The sequence below is a fragment of the Halorhabdus amylolytica genome (assembly GCF_004944975.1).
GTDB classification, from domain to species: domain Archaea; phylum Halobacteriota; class Halobacteria; order Halobacteriales; family Haloarculaceae; genus Halorhabdus; species Halorhabdus amylolytica.
In genome coordinates this window covers 1-14,199 of the sequence record NZ_SPQG01000005.1, presented here as the reverse complement: position 1 = coordinate 14,199, position 14,199 = coordinate 1, and the positions used below count along the sequence as shown (strand labels likewise).

Below are 14,199 nucleotides of genomic sequence, written 5' to 3'. Positions count from 1 at the left end.
AAAAAAAAAAAAACGAACCGGGAGTTATTCCTTCAGCGCACCCTGTGTGAGTCCGCTGACGATCTTCTCCTGGCCGGCGATCACCAGGATCGCCATCGGGATGATGCCGACCAGACTGGCGGCGGCCATCCAGTTGTAGAAGACCATCTGACTCCCCTGGAACTGGAAGATGCCGTGCAGAACGGGCGCCCAGTTGTTGACGTCGCCGGACACCATCAGGTACGAGAAGAAGAACTCGTTATAGACGATGATGAACGACAGGATGCCCGCAGTCGCGACCCCGGGTGCCGAAAGCGGGACGATGACCCGGTAGAGCGCACCGAGACGCGTCGACCCTTCGATGCGTGCGGCGTCCTCGAGACCGTCCGGGATCTGGCTGTAGAACGTACTGAGGATGAAGATGACCAGCGGCATGAGAAGTGCGCTCAGTGGCATCACGATCCCCCACGGCGTATTGTAGATCTCGGGGAACGGCAACCCGAAGAGGGAGGCGTTCCCGGTGAACAGCTGGAACAGCGGGATGAGGAACGCCACCGGTGGGAAGTACGAGATCACGAGCACGACCAGCATCAACGCCGTCCGGCCACGGAAGTCGTAGCGGCCGAAGACGTATCCCGCGAGGCTCCCGAGAACGAGGATGATCACCGTCGTCAACGAGGCGATGATGATGCTGTTGAGGACGTATAGATGGAACGGCCGCCGGGTAAAGATCGTCACGAACGCCCCCGGGTTGAACCCGTTCGGTAGCAGGAATATGTTCGAAATCTCCGTGTTCGGTGTTAGCGCCAGGACGAGAAGCCAGTACAGTGGGAACAGGGACATGAGGACGAAGAAGCCGAGGGCGGCGTACTTCACTCCCCTGTAGACCAGTTCGGGGTTCTCGATCCCACGCTTCGCGGCTCGCTGGACGACGTTCCGATCCGTTTCTGTCGACATGTCAGAGCCCTCCTGCCGCGGATTGTTTCCTGAACGCGGCGAAGTAAACGAGCAGCAATACCCCGATCATCGCAGCCACGACGAACGCGATGGCTGCTGCCGAGGCGACCCGGTTGACGTTCCACATCGACACCACGAGACAGCTCACCGACGGGACGGTGTTGCAGTTCGAGATCGTCTCGATCGTCCCGTAGACTTTCAGCGCTGCGATCGAACGGAACAGCAACGCAACGATCAACGCCGGCAGTACCAACGGGAACGTGATCGTGCGGAACTGCTGGAGTTTCGATGCGCCCGAGATCTTCGCCACGTCGTAGAGGTTTCGATCGATGCTCTGCAACCCGGCGAGAATCAGCAGCGCCATGAACGCAGACTGCTTCCAGATGTCGGCGGCGATCGTGATGAACAGTGCGTCCTGGCTGTTCGAGAGCGGCGAACTCGATATCAGTCCGAGACTGTGCAGCGGTTCAGTGATGAATCCCACTGAGGGGGTGAACATCAGGTAGAAGATCATCCCCTGGATGACGATCGGGACGGCCCACGGGAGGAGCAACGCGAGTCGAGCCCATCGCCGTCCGCGGAACTCGTCGTTAAGGATCAACGCCATGCCGAACCCGAGGATCGTTTCGATCACCACCGCGACGACGGTGAAGATGAGTGTCACGGGAATGGCACTGATGAATAGCTGGTCGAGATTCAGCAACGGCCGTCGGAGGATGGCTTCGCCGGTGAAGATTCGGATATAGTTCTCCAAGCCGACGAACTGACCGACGCCGCTTCCGAGGAGGTTGTCCGCGTGCAGGGATAGGACGAACGTCCGGATGAGCGGCCAGAACGCCATCGCTCCCAGGAGCGCGAACACCGGGAGCAACATCAGGTAGACGAACTGCGTATCACTCAACCGTTCGATGCGGTTGGCGACGTACAGCCCCGGTTGTCGGAGCCAGGATCGGATCGACCCTGCACGTGAATGTGTCTGGGACATTACTCCTGGGCGTATTGCTGTTCGACGTTTCCGAGTTGATCAGCCAGCTTACTCATGGCGCCCGCAACGTCGCCGTCTTGCAAGGCCGCGTTCGCCTGTTGGGCGACGAACTGGGACTGTTGGGACCACACGACAGTCGCTGGACGTGACATCGTGTGTTCACCGACGTACGATAGCGCGTCGACGTACCGTCCCATGATGTCGATGTCCGTCGCTTCTGAGAGCGTCCCGGGGACCGGCGGGATGTGACCGGCGATACCGAAGTTCGCACTCTGGAAGGACTCGCTCGTCATGGCTTCGAGGAACTCGGCCGCCGCTTGCTGTCTGTTGGTGTTGGGGTTGACCGCGTAGTTCCAGCCCCCGAGCGCGCCGACCGATCCGCCGGTTCCCGGATACTTGCCCTCTCCTTCGGGGACTCCGTAGGGGATCGGCATGACTCCGAGGTCCTCCCCCAGAGCGTCCTCGGCCCCGTTGATGTTGATCGAATACGGCCAGTTCCGGAGTGCGATCGCGTTACCGTCAGTAAGTGGCTGCATCGACGGCTGTAGTCCCCACTGGAAGGCTTCCGTGGAGGTGATGTTCCCGGTCACCGAGTCCAGCGTCTCGGGCGCGTCGTTCCCGTGGATGAACGCCCGGCCCATCCGCAGAGCCTCCAGGACGGGCTCTTCCTCGACGGTGATCGGTCGATCACCGATCGGTCCGAACAGGTTCTCCTGGGGATTACCGAAAAAGGCCCCGCCCCAGGACGTGAGGAACTCGTTGAAGACACAACACGAGAGCTGCAGGCCTGACTGTGCCTGCCAGTTGAACCCATACTCCACGTCGGCCTGTTCGTACACGTCGCTCATCTCTTGGGAGAACTGCTTCCATGACATCGGATCGGTGGCGTACTGCTCCCAGTCGTAACCTGCCTCTGCGACGTGGCTCTTGTTGTACTGGATGGTCGGTAGATCGATGTAGAGAGGGACTCCGTAAAGTCCACCTTCGGGACCCGTCACGATGTCCGTCATGCTACCGAAGTAGTCCCCGGTCACCCGATCGACAGCGTCCTGCGGGAGGATCTCCGTGATATCCATCAACTGGTCCCGGGCGATGAACGGTCTCGTCCAGCCCACGTCGAAGACCATCAGATCCGGCTCTTCGACGTTCGATGAGAGCCACTGCTGGTACTGCGCCTGGGCGTCCCCCGTCGTCTGCCCGGGCGAGATCATGTTGACGTCGATGTCCTCCGACATGCCGGCGTCGTGCAATGCACTCACGACGGCATCCGCGTTGTCCTGCCACTCCTGGTGAGCGGTGATCTGCAACGTGGTGCCGCTGGAATCCTGGCCCCCTGAATCCATGGTCGTCCCCGTTCCCTCGGTCGGCGTATCGTCTCCCCCACTTCCACACCCGGCGAGGGACATCCCGACCCCGGTCGCTCCGACCGAGTAGATAAACGTCCGACGATCGATCGATCTGGTTTCTGTACTGTCAGATACGGCTCTATCTGAACTCATACAATCTCCCCTTTCCCATCCTAGGCAATAATTTTTTTCATCGAACCCCATCCACCGCCGGGTTCGCCTGACGGACGACAGGGTCGTCCCCCCGAACCGACTTGTCCTTCTGCGGACGGACAGGGTCGTCCCCCCGAACCGAGGGTGATGCTCCAGACGATAGAACAGGTCACATCGGGATACGAACATAAAAGGATATATACGATGATGCCAAACCCCGAAGCATCATGGGATCGGTACGCCTAGCTGGAATAACGAAACGATACGACGACGTTACGGCAGTCAAAGACATGAACCTGGACATCGAGGACGGCGAGTTCATCTCCCTGGTCGGGCCGTCCGGGTGTGGCAAGTCGACGACGCTTGAGACGATCGGCGGTCTCACCGAACCCACCGAGGGGACAGTCAACATCGACGGTGAGGACGTGACCGGTCTCCCTCCCAAAGATCGGGACCTCGCGATGGTGTTCCAGAATATCGCGCTGTTCCCGCACATGGACGTCTACGATAACATGAGTTACGGGCTGCGCGTCCGGAAAGTCGAGAAAGACCGGGTCGATCGACGGGTGGACGAGGCAGCCGAGATCGTCCAATTAAAGGGTATGCTCGATCGGATGCCGAGCGAGTTGTCCGGCGGACAACGTCAACGAGTGGCCATCGGCCGTGCAATCGTTCGGGAACCGGAAGTGTTCCTGATGGACGAGCCGCTGGCGAACCTAGACGCCAAACTCCGGGTACACATGCGGACCGAGTTACAGCGTATCCAGCGGAAACTGGACGTGACGACGATATACGTCACGCACGATCAGGAGGAAGCCATGACGATGAGCGACCGGATCGCGATCATCAATCACGGTGAACTCCAGCAGATCGCCCCGCCGCTTACATGTTACAACGAGCCCGCAAACGTCTTCGTCGCCGGTTTCATTGGCTCCCCCAGCATGAACATGTTTGCCGGTACAGTCACCGACGGTCGGCTGGCTACCGACGAGTTCGACGTCTCTCTCGAGGGGACCGACTTTTCCGACGGCACGGACGTCACTGTCGGCGTTCGTCCGGACGATGTCCACTGGGAGAACGCGGTGGACGATTCGATCCCCACGACGAGTCCCATCGAGGCGTACGTCGACGTCATGCAACCGATCGGGGAGAAGATCTACGTCTATCTCCAGTTCGAAGACCCGATCGCACGGGAGACGGTCTCCGTCGGGGACAACGAGAACGCCCAGGACCAGTTCCTCATGGGCGCCGATTCGGACGTCGACATCGAAGAAGGACAGACGATAGACGTCGTCTTCGATCGATCTAACTTACATCTCTTCGATATGTCGACCGGCGATGCCCTCGTTCACGGAATCAGCGACGTCGACGAGTGATCGACGGGCTGTCCACGTGACTGTTCTCCGCACATCGGTATGATATATTACTGTCAGATATGGCTATCGATACCCCGGGAGAGACCTTTCGACCAGTCATCAGTATCGACCATTCACCACCACTGACTGACGTGAATGACCCTTTTGGTGGACAGACGGTCTCGATAGCGGTTCCGGTCGATGGGGTGTCCCGATTCGCTACCGGTAGATAGTCGGTTCGTCTTCCGAGATATGCGCACTTGATCGATGGGCCGAACCGGCATTGAATGGCCAAAACTACCAGAAATAAATATATCTTCTTTCTCGTATGATTCTGGTCATCTGGGACGAGAAACACACCATTGGGAGTTGGCTGGACGACGGACTGGCTCACGACTGTCTGCCCGTGAACCTGGGCGATCAGTACGGTTCCGGGGGAGTAGTGTTCTTCCTCGAACGGATCGGGATATCGGAACTAAATTCGAGGAAAGTGGTCCGAGAACGGGATTTATCGGACTCTCTGCTTTTATATAAGTATTCCGTCACGACGATCCACTAGTTGCCAGGAACTGAACCGTTGAGGGGAGAATATGGTTCGCTATCAGTCGGTTTTGGCTAAATAACTATTCTTCCCATTCCCTGTTCCCGGTCGACCCGATCGTATCTATTTGCCGACAAATTTTAATCGTGCAAAACTCCTTGTGAGCGGACCGCCTGGACTGATCCGTGGCGAACACCGGAATTGATCGGCAGTCATCGCAACCGCTGAAGGACTAGTAATATTTCTTATTTTATGGGGGAAAGATAAGATATATTATCTTTAAAGAGTCCCCTCGGATCGACTCGTTATCGACTCCCGAATTCGATCTCATCCGAAAGCTGTCTCGATCCACAAGCCGAGCAGTCCTCGTCCGACCGATCCCGACAGAATTAGGCACTGTCCACGAACACACTCTCCCATGACGACCGCCGAGAGCGTCCAGTCGTTGATCGACCAACTCGAAGCAGAGGCCGCGATGGATCGACCGACGGGCGAAACCCCCGAGATCGCGATCATCATGGGGTCTGACTCGGATCTCGACGTCATGGCCGGCTCAGAATCGGGCCGGCCGGGTGCCTACGACGTGTTGACCGAGGAACTCGGCTTCGAAGAGCAGACCGACTACGAAAATCCACCAGAATCACGATTCACCTTCGAGACGTTTGTCGTCTCCGCCCACCGGACGCCCGAACTCATGTACACCTACGCCGAAACCGCCGAGGACCGGGGACTCGACGTCATCATCGCCGGCGCGGGTGGCAAGAGCGCCGACCTCCCGAACATGACTGCCTCGATCGCCTATCCGCTGCCGGTGATCGGCGTGCCGGTTCAGGAGAAGTCCCTCCCCTCGGTGATCGGCATGCCCCAGGGCGCGCCGATCGTGGCCGTCGACGCCGGGAAGTCATTCAACGCCGCCCTCTCGGCCGTCCAGATCCTCGCCCGCCAGCACCCCGAACTGCGGGACAGGCTGGTCGCCTACCACGAGGGACTAAAGCAGGGGGTCGGCGAGGTCTCCCGGGATCTTCACGAACGTGGTACGCCCGGGTTCAGGAGCGAGTGACGGACATTCCGCCGGATTCGTCAGGGCGAACGGGACGCTGACAGCTTCGGTCGACAGGAGAGCGGTCGGAGAGATCGGGCCGATCCCAGCAAAAACGGCAACATCAGCCGCTACTTCGGGCGATTCCCGCCGGAACACTGAACCCTTATGTGGGACCGCTCCCAAACCGATCCAGAGAGACCGAATGAGCAATCCTTGGATCGCGATCGGGGCGCTGGCGGCCGTCTCACTGGTCATCCCGCTGGCGATGATCGCAGTCTCGGCCCTGCTCCGTCCCAGCGTGCCCGAACAGAGCAAACGAGCCACCTACGAGTCCGGCGAGGTGCCGACGGGCGACACGCGCATCCGGTTCAACATCCAGTACTACATGGTCGCGCTGTTGTTCGTCGTCTTCGACATCGAGACCGTCCTCATCTTCCCCTGGACGGTCATCTACAACGACGCCGTCGAGTCAGTCGGTCTCGGCCAGGCCCTGGTGCCGATGGTAGCGTTCATTGGCATTCTCGCCGTCGGTCTCGCCTGGGCGTGGCGTAACGGCGCAGTCAGGTGGGTGCGCAGTCCACGCGCACAGCGGCAGTACAGCGAGTGATACATGAGCAGCGATCACACATCTCCGGCCGATAGCACCGAGACGAAATCGACTCGCGAGGCCCGGATGGGCGAGGGAGTCGACGACCGGTTCAACTCACGACTGCGTGAGGCGTTCGGCTCCTCGCCGTTCATTCTCACGAAGTTCGATCAGTTCATGAACTGGGTCCGTGGCTCGTCGATGTTCATGCTGCAGTTTGGGATCGCCTGCTGTTCGATCGAGATGATGCACACCTACGCGGTCAAACACGACCTCGATCGCTTCCACGCGGGCGTCCCGCGGGCCTCCCCGCGACAGGCGGACGTGATGATCGTCCCCGGGACCATCGTCTCGAAGTTCGCCCCGCGGATGAAGCGGGTCTACGACCAGGTGCCCGAACCCAAGTTCGTCATCGGCATGGGATCGTGTACGATCTCCGGCGGCCCCTTCCAGGAGGGATACAACGTCCTCAAGGGTGCCGAGGAGGTCATTCCGGTCGACATTCACGTCCCGGGCTGTCCGCCCCGTCCCGAGGCGCTGGTCTACGGGGTCGCCAAACTCCAGGAGCGCATCGCCAACGGCGAATCCTCGCCTGTGGTCGTCAAGCCATACGAACTCGAGGAGTTCGGCGACCTCGAGGACGACGAACTCGTCGAGCATCTTGCCGATCAGATCGACGCCGAGGACCTCGTCATGCGGTACAACTGGGTTGATTCGCCATGAGTTTGCAGGATCGAACCCCGGTAGAACCCGACGTGGGCGTCGACGAGGACGGACTGGATTACGACGAGCTAGAGGCGCTGCTGGACGGACGCGTCCTTGACCGTGAGGACCACGTCAACGCCGAAGGGTTCGTCATCCGGCCCGACGAAGTCCAGCAGGTTCTCTCGACACTGAAGGAGGAGGCCGGCTTCGATCACTGCTCGGCTGTCACGGCCCAGGAGTACGACGATCGCTTCGAGTCGATCTACCACCTCAAGAAGTTCGAGGACCCGACTCAGGAACTCAGCGTCATCGTCCCGACCAGCAAGGACAACCCGGTCAGTGAGTCGGCTGCCCCGGTCTACGACACCGCTGACTGGCACGAGCGAGAAGCCTACGACCTTGTCGGGATCAACTACGAGGGCCATCCGGATCTGCGACGGATTCTCCTGCCCGAAACCTGGCAAGGACACCCTCTCTCGGAACGCTACAATCAGACCCAGCCCCAGGTCGTGCCCCTGCGTGAGCACGCCAACCCGCTCGAGGAGGATCATCGCGGTGACGGCGAGGACGCGGACACGATGTTCGTCAACATCGGTCCACACCATCCCGCCACCCACGGCGTCCTGCACGTCAAGACGGTCCTGGACGGCGAGCAGATCGTCGACCTCGACCCGGACATCGGCTACCTGCACCGCTGTGAGGAGCAGATGTGCGAGCAAGGCACCTATCGCCACCAGATCATGCCCTATCCCGACCGGTGGGACTACACCCCCGGTGGGCTGCTCAACGAGTGGGCCTACGCGCGGGCAGCCGAGGACTTAGCGGATATCGACGTGCCCGAGTACGCCCAGGTGCTGCGGACGATGAGCGCCGAACTCACGCGGATCGCCGCGCACATGCTCGCCGTGGGAACGTTCGGGCTGGACCTCTATGGGGACTTCACCGTTATCTTCATGTATGCCATCCGCGACCGGGAGGTCGTCCAGAACCTGCTTGAGGACCTGACCGGTCAGCGGCTCATGTTCAACTACTTCCGACTAGGCGGGGTCGCCTGGGACCTGCCCGAACCGCGCGAGGAGTACCTCGACAAAGTCCGTGAGTTCACCGCGGATATCCCGGACCGCTTAGAGGAGTATCACAACCTCATCTCGGGCAACGAGATCTTCCAGATGCGCTGCGTGGACACGGGGATCCTCCCGCCCGAGACCGCCAAATCCTACGGCGCGACGGGGCCGGTCGCCCGTGGGTCGGGGATCGACTACGATCTCCGACGGGACGACCCCTATGGCTACTACGACGAACTCGACTGGGACGTGATCACCGAGGACGGCTGTGACAACTACGCCCGGTTGCTCGTCCGTCTCAAGGAGGTCGAGGAGTCAGCGAAGATCATCAGGCAGTGTGCCGACCTGCTGTCCGAGTGGCCCGAAGACGACCGGACGATCCAGTCGAACGTCCCTCGGACGCTCCGCCCGGACCCCGACAAGGAGATCTATCGGGCGGTCGAAGGTGCGAAGGGTGAACTCGGCATCTACATTCGCAGCGACGGAACGGACAAGCCCGCACGGTTCAAGATCCGCAGTCCCTGCTTCTCGAACCTCCAGACACTACCGGTCATGTCCGAGGGCGAGTACATCCCCGACATGGTCGCTTCGCTGGGCAGTCTCGACATCGTCCTCGGGGAGGTAGACCGATGATCCCGTTGCAGGCCGTGACGCTGACTGATCGAATCTTGAACCTGATCGGGCTGGACGCGTCGACCGCCGGGCCGCTCGTCGTCTTCGGCGTGTCCATTCTCGCCGCCGGACTGGTCGGCACGTTCGTGCTGTTGAACACGGCGGTCGCCGGCCCGTACGCCAAGCGGAAGATCACCGCCGCGTTCACCGATCGCATCTCGGTCAACCGGATCGGGCCTGCGGGGATCGGGACGATCGTCGTCGACTCCGTTCGGTTGCTTTCCAAGGAGCTGATCATCCCGGAGGACGCCGATCGGCCGGCCTACGATCTGGCACCGATCCTCCTCGCGGGATCGGCACTGCTGGGCTTCGCCGTGATCCCGATGGGGTCGGGCATCCAGGTCGCCGATCCGGAGATCGGTCTGGCGTACGTCTTCGCCGTCGCGTCGATCGCTTCGCTGGGTCTGTTGATGGCCGGCTACGCGTCGAACAACAAGTACTCCTTCCTCGGCGGGTTGCGTGCCGTCGCCCAGAACATCGCTTACGAGATTCCCCTCGTGTTGACGGGAGCATCGGTTGTCATCTTCGCCGGAACGCTCCGGCTGAGCGAGATCGTCGCCGCCCAGGAGGGGACGCTGCTGGCTCTGGGCCCGGTCGCGATCCCCAACTGGTTCGCGTTCGTCAACCCCTTCGCGTTCGCGCTGTTCATGGCTGCGAACCTCGCCGAAGTGGGCCGGAACCCATTCGATATTCCCGAAGCACCGACCGAGATCGTTGCGGGCTACCAGACCGAATATTCCAGCGTCTACTTCGTGTTGTTCTACCTCGGGGAGTTCATCCACATCTTCCTCGGCGGGGCGATCATCACAACGCTGTTCCTGGGTGGGCCCGCCGGACCGGTCCTGCCGGGTATCGTCTGGTTCACCATCAAGATCTGGTCGGTGTTCCTGTTCACACAGTGGGCCCGCTCGGCGGTGCCTCGGTTCCGCATCGATCAGCTGATCGCACTCGGGTGGAAGGTCTTGCTCGTGCTCTCGCTGGCGAACCTGCTGTTGACGGCCGTCATCGTCGGGGTGATCGCCTGATGTGCGCTCGCCCGAGCCCCATTTGGACGGCCGCCGCTACTATCGGAGGTGACCACGCATGATCGGTATCCTCAAAGGACTCGCGACGACGATGAAACACGCCCTGGATGGGAAGACCTTCACCGTGAAGTATCCCGAGGAAGCGCCGGAGGTCAGCCCCCGTTTCCGTGGCGTCCACAAGTACAGCCAGGAGCGGTGCATCTGGTGTCGGCAGTGTGAGAACGTCTGTCCGAACGACACCATCCAGATCGTCATGGACGACCAGCGCAACGGCGAGCAGTACAACCTCCACGTCGGCCAGTGTATCTACTGCCGGCTCTGTGAGGAGGTCTGTCCGACCGACGCTATCGTGTTGACCCAGAACTTCGAGTTCACCGGCGACACCAAAGACGATCTGGCCTACAACAAGGAACAACTCAAGAACGTCCCCTGGTACAAGGACATCGATCCGCTGGAGTCACGTGAGCCGGATCGAGGGAGTTGGGTCAGTGAAGGTGAAGGCGAAGTGGACTATCAGTGATGAGCGTACGCGGCCGGAGGCCGCGTTTCACTCGACGGAGCGAAGCGGAGGCGAGCGTTTTTTCGCCCACGTTTTTCAAGGAGAGGTCGCGAGCGAAGCGAGACGCGACCGATGGGAGCGTCTCTGAAATGCGAACGGCGAAGCCGTGAGCGTGGCGAGCGACCCGACGCAGAAAAAGGTGGAGGATGTTGATCCGCTGGAGTCACGTGAGCCGGATCGAGGGAGTTGGGTCAGTGAAGGTGAAGGCGAAGTGGACTATCAGTGATGAGCGTACGGTGAGCGTCGAAGACGCGAACCGTTTCACGGTCCCGAACGACGCAGTCGTGAGGGAGCGTCTTTTTCGCCCACGTTTTGCCGCGAGAGGCTCGCGCTTCGGGCGAACCCGGGCGGGAAAAGGTGGCTTAGAACGCGATGAGGGCGAGAAACGCGATCAGCATCGACAGCGTCAGGACGAACTGCATCACGCTTGAACCGAGCGTCCCGACCAGAGCGTACCCGGCGGCCTTCAGACTCTCGCTTCTGGCCCGTCCCCGGTAGAGTTCGAGAGCGAACACCGTGGTGGCGATGCCGAGGACGATCCCCACCGGGCCGAGAACGAAGAACAGCAGGAAGCCGACGACTGCGCCAGCCAGACTGCTCAGCGTGGAGGCACCGCCGGCCTTCGCGGCGATCGCCCCGGCCAGGTAGTCGACCGCGACGACGAGCAGACCGACGGCGAGGAAACCGACGAGGACGAGCGGGCCCGGGGTCACGTAGCCTGTGCTCCACCAGTAGACGACGACGCCACCGATCGAGAGCAGGCCTGCAGGAACCATCGGCACGAAACTGCCCACGACGCCGCCGATCAGCAACGCCAGGGCGACAACGAGCAAGACGGTAATCTCCATACCCTTTGTTGTCGTCGACACATAAAGTGGGCTCCGACACGCCCCGATCGAGTCAGTCCCCCCGACCGTTAGCAATGCCGGTCGTCGTACCGCACAGTCGCGTGAGAGCGTGTCCCCCGTAACCATGTCAGTCTTTTTCACAACGGGACACCAACTGTCGGGCATGTCCGACCAGCAATACGTCTACACGATCCACGAGACGGAGGCGACCAGGGAGGAGATGGGTGATCTGGACGCGATCATCAACGAGTACGCGAGAGAGGGTTGGCAACTCGTCGAGACGGTCGCCCGCGAGGGGACGACAGTCGGCCTCGTCTTCGAACGCGCGGTTTCCTGACGAGCGGGATCCTGGCCGAGCGACTCGCGTCACTCTTGTTGGAGGACCATCCGCCGGACTTCGACGGGATACGTGCGGGTGAGCGAGTGCTCGCCGACGCTGATCGTGACGGTCACGTTCGTCGGCGTCACTGTCTGTATCCGGTCGAACGTCACGTTCGGGGTCGAGAGCACTTCGCCGTCCCGGGACAACAGTGTTCGGGTCGCCACGGTGACCCGGGTTCCGTTGTCCGCCGAGGAGACGCCGGTCGAGAGGCTGTGGTTGCCAGCGAGTCGCGACGTGACCTGCTCCCGGACGGCGTCCGCCCCGGCGTAGGGTGCTTGCACTGCGAGCCACTCCTCGGCGGGGACGAACTCGTATATCGGCTCGCGGTCGGGCGGAGCCGTGCCGTTGACGACTTCCTCGTGGTTGGTATGGTGGTAGGCAGCCACGTACCGGATCGTGTCGTTGTCGGGGTAGTACGTGATCTCGCTTCGATCGAGCGTGCCGTTCGTCGAGATCGCCTCGGCCAGGCCGGGACCGGACCGGGAATCGTCCAGATCGGTCCCGCTTTCGCGTGGGCCGTCCTCGGCGTCACCCGCGCTCGCGTCGTCCGGTGCTTGCCGTTCGGTAGCGTCGGCCGCCGTCGGTGTACTCTCAGCGGCACCTCCGATCGGGGCGAGACAACCCCCGGAGACGACGACTACGAGCAGGGCGAAAGGAAGGACGTGTTCACGGTCGAACGCCATGTGTCCACTGAGGTCGATTCGGAGAAAAACGTCCTGGAGAAACAAACCGTTCTTTGACCATCCTGCGATGTGCCGGTCACACAGATCCCTCGCCGAGTGATGTGGTACATTTACCAGGACCGCTGGACAAAGCCGAAACGGAATCGATGACAGGTCCCCCACAACAAGCGAGTCAGCCCTCCTCCCGAGATCGTGGGTCAGGTAGTCGACCGACCCCTCAACCACGGAGCGATCCCGAGACGCCGGCTCTTTCGGTCGATGGACTCTCGAAAACGTTCGGAAGCGGCTCAGACGCAGTTACCGCGGTCGAGGACGTTTCCTTCACGGTTGAGTCCGGGGACGTAGTCGGTCTGCTTGGCCCCAACGGTGCCGGAAAGACGACGACGATCAAGTCGATCCTGGGATTGGTTCGACCTGACGCTGGTGATGTCCGGGTCCGCGGGATCGACGTATACGAGCATCCACGACGCGCGTACGAGCACGTCGATGCGATGCTGGAGGGAGCACGCAACGACTACTGGCGGCTCACCGTCCGGGAGAACCTCCGGTACTTCGCGGCCATCCGCGGGCACGATCCCGATTCGCTGGCGGATCGTCACGCCGAACTGCTGGCTGCCCTGGAGATCGAGTCGAAAGCGGATACACAGGTCAGGGATCTCTCCCGGGGGATGAAACAGAAGGTTTCGCTGGCGAGTGTCCTCGCCAGCGACGTCTCGGTGGCGTTTCTCGACGAACCGACGCTGGGATTGGACGTCGAGAGTTCTATGACGATCCGGCGAGAACTGGTCCGTCTCGCTGCGGAGCACGAACTGACGTTACTGGTTTCAAGTCACGATATGGACGTTATCGAGGCCGTCTGTGATCGTGTTATCATCATGAACGAGGGACGCGTCATCGTCGACGATACAGTCCCGAACTTGCTAGATGGCTTCGAAACCACGGGGTATCGAATCAGTGCTCGCAGTATCGAGGACTCATTGATCGACGCGCTCCGCTCGGAGTTCGATGTTACGGATGTCGACCGGCGGGGCGACCGGATTGCGTTCGAAATCGCGGCGGACTCGGTGCGGTTCTATCGGCTGATGAATCGATTGCAAGCAAATGACGTGCAACTCGACGGTGTCGAAACGGTCCAGCCTGATCTCGATGACGTGTTTCTCGAGGTCACGAGCAACGGTGACAGAGAAAGTGCACAGGCACACCCTGTTGATCGGGAGGCGAATCTGTAAGCTACGCCCGCCCTGAAGGGCGGGGCTTTCACCTATGATGGGTTTTCGCACCACCCTTGACCGACGGCGGACGCGGGTTGCACGCACA

Annotated in this window: 14 protein-coding genes; 9 read left to right on the top strand and 5 right to left on the bottom strand. The window is 61.0% G+C overall.

What is annotated here, in order from left to right; all coding sequences use genetic code 11:
- Positions 1-24 precede the first annotated feature (24 nt).
- Genes E3374_RS08290 through E3374_RS08280 form a run of 3 tightly spaced genes read right to left on the bottom strand, consistent with a single transcriptional unit; the run spans position 25 to position 3,420 of the window.
- Positions 25-936, bottom strand: a complete 912-nt coding sequence (locus E3374_RS08290; protein ID WP_136688619.1) for a carbohydrate ABC transporter permease — start codon at positions 934-936, stop codon at positions 25-27.
- A gap of 1 nt (position 937) precedes the next feature.
- Positions 938-1,921: a carbohydrate ABC transporter permease gene (locus E3374_RS08285; RefSeq protein WP_136688618.1), complete on the bottom strand. Its 984-nt coding sequence runs from the start codon at positions 1,919-1,921 to the stop codon at positions 938-940.
- Positions 1,921-3,420, bottom strand: coding sequence for an extracellular solute-binding protein (locus tag E3374_RS08280; RefSeq protein WP_136688617.1), 1,500 nt, complete (start codon positions 3,418-3,420; stop codon positions 1,921-1,923). Before E3374_RS08280 ends, E3374_RS08285 begins: the two co-directional genes overlap by 1 nt.
- A gap of 227 nt (positions 3,421-3,647) precedes the next feature.
- Here E3374_RS08280 and E3374_RS08275 point away from each other — a divergent pair, with 227 nt between their 5' ends.
- From E3374_RS08275 to E3374_RS08245, 7 genes are all read left to right on the top strand, one after another.
- Positions 3,648-4,796: an ABC transporter ATP-binding protein gene (locus E3374_RS08275; protein ID WP_136688616.1), complete on the top strand. Its 1,149-nt coding sequence runs from the start codon at positions 3,648-3,650 to the stop codon at positions 4,794-4,796.
- 938 nt (positions 4,797-5,734) lie between these two features.
- Positions 5,735-6,376, top strand: a complete 642-nt coding sequence (gene purE / locus E3374_RS08270; protein WP_136688615.1) for a 5-(carboxyamino)imidazole ribonucleotide mutase — start codon at positions 5,735-5,737, stop codon at positions 6,374-6,376.
- A 184-nt stretch (positions 6,377-6,560) separates the two neighbouring features.
- On the top strand, positions 6,561-6,965 hold the full coding sequence (locus E3374_RS08265; RefSeq protein WP_136688614.1) for an NADH-quinone oxidoreductase subunit A: 405 nt from the start codon (positions 6,561-6,563) through the stop codon (positions 6,963-6,965).
- A 3-nt stretch (positions 6,966-6,968) separates the two neighbouring features.
- Entirely contained in the window at positions 6,969-7,667 is a 699-nt protein-coding gene (locus E3374_RS08260; RefSeq protein WP_136688613.1) for an NADH-quinone oxidoreductase subunit B, read from the top strand.
- The gene (locus E3374_RS08255; RefSeq protein WP_136688612.1) at positions 7,664-9,346 is read left to right on the top strand and encodes an NADH-quinone oxidoreductase subunit D; all 1,683 of its coding nucleotides are present in this window, start codon (positions 7,664-7,666) and stop codon (positions 9,344-9,346) included. The genes E3374_RS08260 and E3374_RS08255 overlap by 4 nt, the downstream gene beginning before the upstream one ends.
- Positions 9,343-10,410: a complex I subunit 1/NuoH family protein gene (locus E3374_RS08250; protein ID WP_345890588.1), complete on the top strand. Its 1,068-nt coding sequence runs from the start codon at positions 9,343-9,345 to the stop codon at positions 10,408-10,410. Before E3374_RS08255 ends, E3374_RS08250 begins: the two co-directional genes overlap by 4 nt.
- A gap of 58 nt (positions 10,411-10,468) precedes the next feature.
- Positions 10,469-10,930 carry a NuoI/complex I 23 kDa subunit family protein gene (locus E3374_RS08245; RefSeq protein ID WP_136688611.1) on the top strand — a complete coding sequence of 154 codons (462 nt, stop codon included), beginning with the start codon at positions 10,469-10,471 and terminating at the stop codon, positions 10,928-10,930.
- 401 nt (positions 10,931-11,331) lie between these two features.
- On the opposite strand, the gene E3374_RS08235 is transcribed toward E3374_RS08245, so the two are convergent.
- Positions 11,332-11,817, bottom strand: a complete 486-nt coding sequence (locus E3374_RS08235; RefSeq protein WP_136688610.1) for a DUF456 domain-containing protein — start codon at positions 11,815-11,817, stop codon at positions 11,332-11,334.
- A gap of 163 nt (positions 11,818-11,980) precedes the next feature.
- On the opposite strand from E3374_RS08235, the gene E3374_RS08230 reads away from it, so the two are divergent.
- A complete protein-coding gene (locus E3374_RS08230) occupies positions 11,981-12,154 on the top strand; it encodes a DUF4177 domain-containing protein (RefSeq protein WP_136688609.1) in 174 nt (57 codons plus the stop codon).
- A 29-nt stretch (positions 12,155-12,183) separates the two neighbouring features.
- Here the strand turns inward: E3374_RS08230 and E3374_RS08225 are convergent, their stop codons facing one another.
- Positions 12,184-12,882: a hypothetical protein gene (locus E3374_RS08225; protein WP_136688608.1), complete on the bottom strand. Its 699-nt coding sequence runs from the start codon at positions 12,880-12,882 to the stop codon at positions 12,184-12,186.
- 146 nt (positions 12,883-13,028) lie between these two features.
- Between E3374_RS08225 and E3374_RS08220 the strand changes: the two genes are divergently transcribed.
- Positions 13,029-14,111 carry an ABC transporter ATP-binding protein gene (locus tag E3374_RS08220; protein ID WP_136688607.1) on the top strand — a complete coding sequence of 361 codons (1,083 nt, stop codon included), beginning with the start codon at positions 13,029-13,031 and terminating at the stop codon, positions 14,109-14,111.
- Positions 14,112-14,199 lie beyond the last annotated feature (88 nt).

Bases quoted from the DNA above. Each gene is read 5' to 3' on its own strand.
- E3374_RS08280 (WP_136688617.1), bottom strand. From the start codon at position 3,420: ATGAGTTCAGATAGAGCCGTATCTGACAGTACAGAAACCAGATCGATC.
- E3374_RS08290 (WP_136688619.1), bottom strand. From the start codon at position 936: ATGTCGACAGAAACGGATCGGAACGTCGTCCAGCGAGCCGCGAAGCGT.
- E3374_RS08275 (WP_136688616.1), top strand. From the start codon at position 3,648: ATGGGATCGGTACGCCTAGCTGGAATAACGAAACGATACGACGACGTT.
- E3374_RS08265 (WP_136688614.1), top strand. From the start codon at position 6,561: ATGAGCAATCCTTGGATCGCGATCGGGGCGCTGGCGGCCGTCTCACTG.
- E3374_RS08235 (WP_136688610.1), bottom strand. From the start codon at position 11,817: ATGGAGATTACCGTCTTGCTCGTTGTCGCCCTGGCGTTGCTGATCGGC.
- E3374_RS08260 (WP_136688613.1), top strand. From the start codon at position 6,969: ATGAGCAGCGATCACACATCTCCGGCCGATAGCACCGAGACGAAATCG.
- E3374_RS08225 (WP_136688608.1), bottom strand. From the start codon at position 12,882: ATGGCGTTCGACCGTGAACACGTCCTTCCTTTCGCCCTGCTCGTAGTC.
- E3374_RS08285 (WP_136688618.1), bottom strand. From the start codon at position 1,921: ATGTCCCAGACACATTCACGTGCAGGGTCGATCCGATCCTGGCTCCGA.
- E3374_RS08245 (WP_136688611.1), top strand. From the start codon at position 10,469: ATGATCGGTATCCTCAAAGGACTCGCGACGACGATGAAACACGCCCTG.
- E3374_RS08250 (WP_345890588.1), top strand. From the start codon at position 9,343: ATGATCCCGTTGCAGGCCGTGACGCTGACTGATCGAATCTTGAACCTG.
- E3374_RS08230 (WP_136688609.1), top strand. From the start codon at position 11,981: ATGTCCGACCAGCAATACGTCTACACGATCCACGAGACGGAGGCGACC.
- E3374_RS08220 (WP_136688607.1), top strand. From the start codon at position 13,029: ATGACAGGTCCCCCACAACAAGCGAGTCAGCCCTCCTCCCGAGATCGT.
- purE (WP_136688615.1), top strand. From the start codon at position 5,735: ATGACGACCGCCGAGAGCGTCCAGTCGTTGATCGACCAACTCGAAGCA.
- E3374_RS08255 (WP_136688612.1), top strand. From the start codon at position 7,664: ATGAGTTTGCAGGATCGAACCCCGGTAGAACCCGACGTGGGCGTCGAC.